The sequence below is a fragment of the Streptomyces sp. NPDC005899 genome (assembly GCF_040629645.1).
GTDB lineage: Bacteria > Actinomycetota > Actinomycetes > Streptomycetales > Streptomycetaceae > Streptomyces.
In genome coordinates, this window is the sequence record NZ_JBEXWB010000504.1 from 1 (window position 1) to 3,427 (window position 3,427).

Sequence of the window (3,427 nt, forward strand, 5' to 3'; positions counted from 1 at the left end):
GGTACCACCCGCTGGAACAACTCCCACAACTCATCCGGCACCAACCGCTCAACGATCCCCACCATGACTCACAGAATACCGAGTCGCCCAAATGAGATGACTTCTTAGGCCCGGGTCCGAGTGCCCGAGGTACTCGGCGAGCGCCTTGATGTTCTCCCCTGCGTCCAGCAGCACCGACGCGTAGAAGTGCCGCATCGCGTGCATGCCGTTCTCGCGTGACTCGACGTGAGGAGCGCCGGCTGTCGCAACCGGGATGACTCCGGCCGAGGCCAGAGCCGGTTTCCACGCCTCCTCGTTCAGCGAGGTTCGCCAGACGTGGCCACCCCGCGGGCCCGTGAAGACCAGCCGCTTGGTCACCAGCGGTCCGCCCGCGACCTTCCACGGCAACGTGATCTCAACCGGCGGGAACTGCTTGGCGTGCTCCGGGGAAGGGCGCCGCGACTGGTCACGCTGACTACCGTACGGATGTTCCCGGGTACATCGGCACCCCCCGCACTATTGAGCCTGGCTTGGAACCGCCTATTGAAGTTGATCATCTTGATGTAAGTTCGGCGCGGCCTCCAGCTATCCGTCACATCAAGGAGTAACAGTGCAGTGAAGCGCATAGGTACGACACTCGCCGGGATCCTCGCTTTGGCAGTAGGCGGCACGCTGGTCAACGCTGCGCCCGCTGCTGCTGTGGGCGGCTGCCCCTCAGACAAACTCTGCCTCTATCGAAGCACTGAGTACCGCACGCTGGCCTTCACAGCCGCCAGCACCGAGGCGTGCTTCTGGCTGAGCGACTACGGAATGAGCCATGGGACGAATGGGATAAATTCTTACGTTAATAACCTGCCGGTGAAGGCGACCATTTGGCAAACGGCGGACCTCAATAACTGGTATGCGCACGGGACTATCAGGCCCGGTGGTTATACCAGTGACACGGGGGCCGTGACTGGCGGGGGATTCTCCTGGTGGAAAGAGTCCGACATGATCTGCACAGGAAGTGCTGTGCCGGACTAGTATTCCTCACGAATTCTAATAGTCCCTAGGGTTTGAATTGCGGTGGGGCCTCTCGTGAGGCCCTTCCGTACTTTCCCACGACTCCATATGTTCCGCGACACGTCTGGTATGGAAAAAGCCTGTGAATCTGTCTTATGAGCGCTCACTTTCAATTGTTGCATTTATCGCGGTATTGGGCATTTCCGTGACGGCTTGGCCTGCTTCTGCGGCGTCGACGGGTTTCGATTTCCAGGTGAATCCCCCGAGTGCCCCCGACCCCTACAAGGACGTTCCCGGCACGGAGGTCGTGTTCAACGCCGCGGCGGGAGAGGAGTCCTACCTGTGGTCGCGGAACCTGACCGCGACCGCAGTTAGCGCACTCAAAAGTGGCGATAACATCGGCATAACGTTTGCCGTGCGCTGCCAATACTCGAGTGGCAGCGCGTTGCCGCAAGGGGCGGAAACCGGCGCCTACTGGGCAGCCAACCTCGTTCCCCCTGGTGAGACGAGCCTGGCCCCAGGACTGCGCTGGCTGTTCCAGGCTCCCACCGCGGCGACTTACAAATGCCGTCTGTCGGTCACCAGCTATTCCAGCATCATCAGTAACGATCGCCAGGTGACGATGCGCATCCCTGCTGGCGCAGAACTGGGCCGCTTGGCCGTCGGCTCAGGTGCAACCCGCTGGACCCTGCCTACCGTCAGCGCCACGACGGTGGCCCGCGGAACCACTGCGACCACCCTCGGTTACACCTACACCCCTACGGACGGGGAACAAACAACGATTGTCCAGGACGCCAACCTCACCACGTGCGTAGCCGGCTCCCGCATCTGCGCTGGCGGCACCTCGGCTTACCAGGGTACTGAAGCCGAGACCTGGATTGAGGCACAGCCTCAGATGCCGAACGGCGATCCGTGCGGAGGCCCGATCAAGGGGCCAGTCGCCAAATGGAGCATCTCGGACGCGAAGCATCACCAAGCAGCGACGAACACCCTCAGCATCGCCAAAACGCAACTGGGCGGATGTACCCAAATCCGCGCAAACCTCAAGGTGAAGAACACGGCCGGCAACCCCGTGTATATCCACGCGGGTCACGCCTCCGAGCAGATCGCGGCCACCCACGGCCTCGCCTACACCCTCTAATCCGCAGGACATCATGCCGCCGGGACATAATCCGGCCCCCAGCCTCCAGGTCACATGGCCATCGAACCGAGAAGGAGACTCGTCGATGACCCTGAAGCGTGCAGGCGCAACCAACACCGCCGCTTTCACTCTGCTCGCAGGTGGAGCTCTAGTCGATGCTGCACCGGCTGCTGCTGTGGGTGGCTGCCCCTCGGCAAAGCTCTGCTTTTACCGAAGCACCAAGTACCGGACCATGTCTTTTTAGTCTACGAGCACTGCTGCATGCTTCGACCTGATTGACTACGGCCTGACGGATCCATGGAACGGAATCCTGTCGTTTGTCAATAATCTGCCTATAAATGCTGTGCTGTGGCGATTCGCCAGCGGGTCCGGGAATCCAGAAGACTACGTCGCTGAAGCCACGATTCGGCCTGGGGGATTCAGTAGCGACACCGACGCCAATAACCCGAACAATACCGGGTACAGCTGGTCACACTCCGATTACGTGTGCATGGGTGCCGCCCGCCCCTGGAACTAAGAGAACTACCGCGACTGGCAATGAGTGATTTATCCAGTACTGAACATGCTCGGCGTCTGGCCTGAACCACCACCCACCTGGGCTTCGCTCTCTGAACCAACTGGAGCCACTCTTAATCTGCAGGGCGAGCAGTCGGCCTCTGACCTGCTCTGCGTCGACAACCTCAGCATACGCGTCAATGCCGAAGTCCTCGGTTGGTTGCTCACGAAACAGCCAGCCAAGTTCGGCCTCGACTGCGAGCTGCGTATGGGTTACACCAATGCTGCCGATCTTGGCGGTCGGCTTACGATGCATCATGCCCCCATCCTGGCCGACGTCTACGGTGGGAGTCTGACGGATGGCAGAGGCCAGCTCGCGATCTTCGCGGATCTGTACAGCAGCGCCGTACCGCAACCACAGCGACCGCCCCCGCCTGCCACCGTCTCTGCGGGGCCTCGTAGCGGCCGGTATGACCACCGCTGGCCGATGACGGCTAGAGCTAGGGATCAGAAGGAAGCCGCGCCAGAGCCATGCCACTACGTGCGGTGCGTAGCGGTCAACGAGAGCCGTCGCCTGGCTGGCCTCCTGGGGTACCAACCCCTGTCATTCCGTCCGCCGGCACGTTCCAGGCTGGATCACCAATGCCGCTCAAACTGATTCCACGCGAACCAGGGCGTTGCCAGCGGCTACCAGTAACCTGCGACGATCAGCCATGGGGCCTTGACCCCTGATGTTGGACACACGAGACACTGGATCCTGCGGATCTGAGAACGGACATCTCGTGGTCATGAAGAACTACCCGCCGCAGT

Annotated in this window: 3 protein-coding genes and 1 pseudogene; 2 read left to right on the top strand and 2 right to left on the bottom strand. The window is 61.1% G+C overall.

The annotated features are described in order from the left end of the window. Positions 1-48: 48 nt before the first annotated feature. Positions 49-414: pseudogene (locus ABZ371_RS30550) on the bottom strand (site-specific integrase); the annotation flags it as partial. Between the two features lie 180 nt (positions 415-594). Between ABZ371_RS30550 and ABZ371_RS30555 the strand changes: the two are divergent. Both ABZ371_RS30555 and ABZ371_RS30560 read left to right on the top strand, forming a co-directional pair. Further along, the gene (locus ABZ371_RS30555; protein ID WP_358685736.1) at positions 595-1,002 is read left to right on the top strand and encodes a peptidase inhibitor family I36 protein; all 408 of its coding nucleotides are present in this window, start codon (positions 595-597) and stop codon (positions 1,000-1,002) included. Positions 1,003-1,123: 121 nt separating this feature from the next. Continuing rightward, on the top strand, positions 1,124-2,122 hold the full coding sequence (locus ABZ371_RS30560) for a hypothetical protein (RefSeq protein WP_358685738.1): 999 nt from the start codon (positions 1,124-1,126) through the stop codon (positions 2,120-2,122). 469 nt (positions 2,123-2,591) lie between these two features. Here the strand turns inward: ABZ371_RS30560 and ABZ371_RS30565 are convergent, their stop codons facing one another. Beyond that, positions 2,592-2,936, bottom strand: a complete 345-nt coding sequence (locus tag ABZ371_RS30565; RefSeq protein ID WP_358685741.1) for a DUF4365 domain-containing protein — start codon at positions 2,934-2,936, stop codon at positions 2,592-2,594. Positions 2,937-3,427 lie beyond the last annotated feature (491 nt).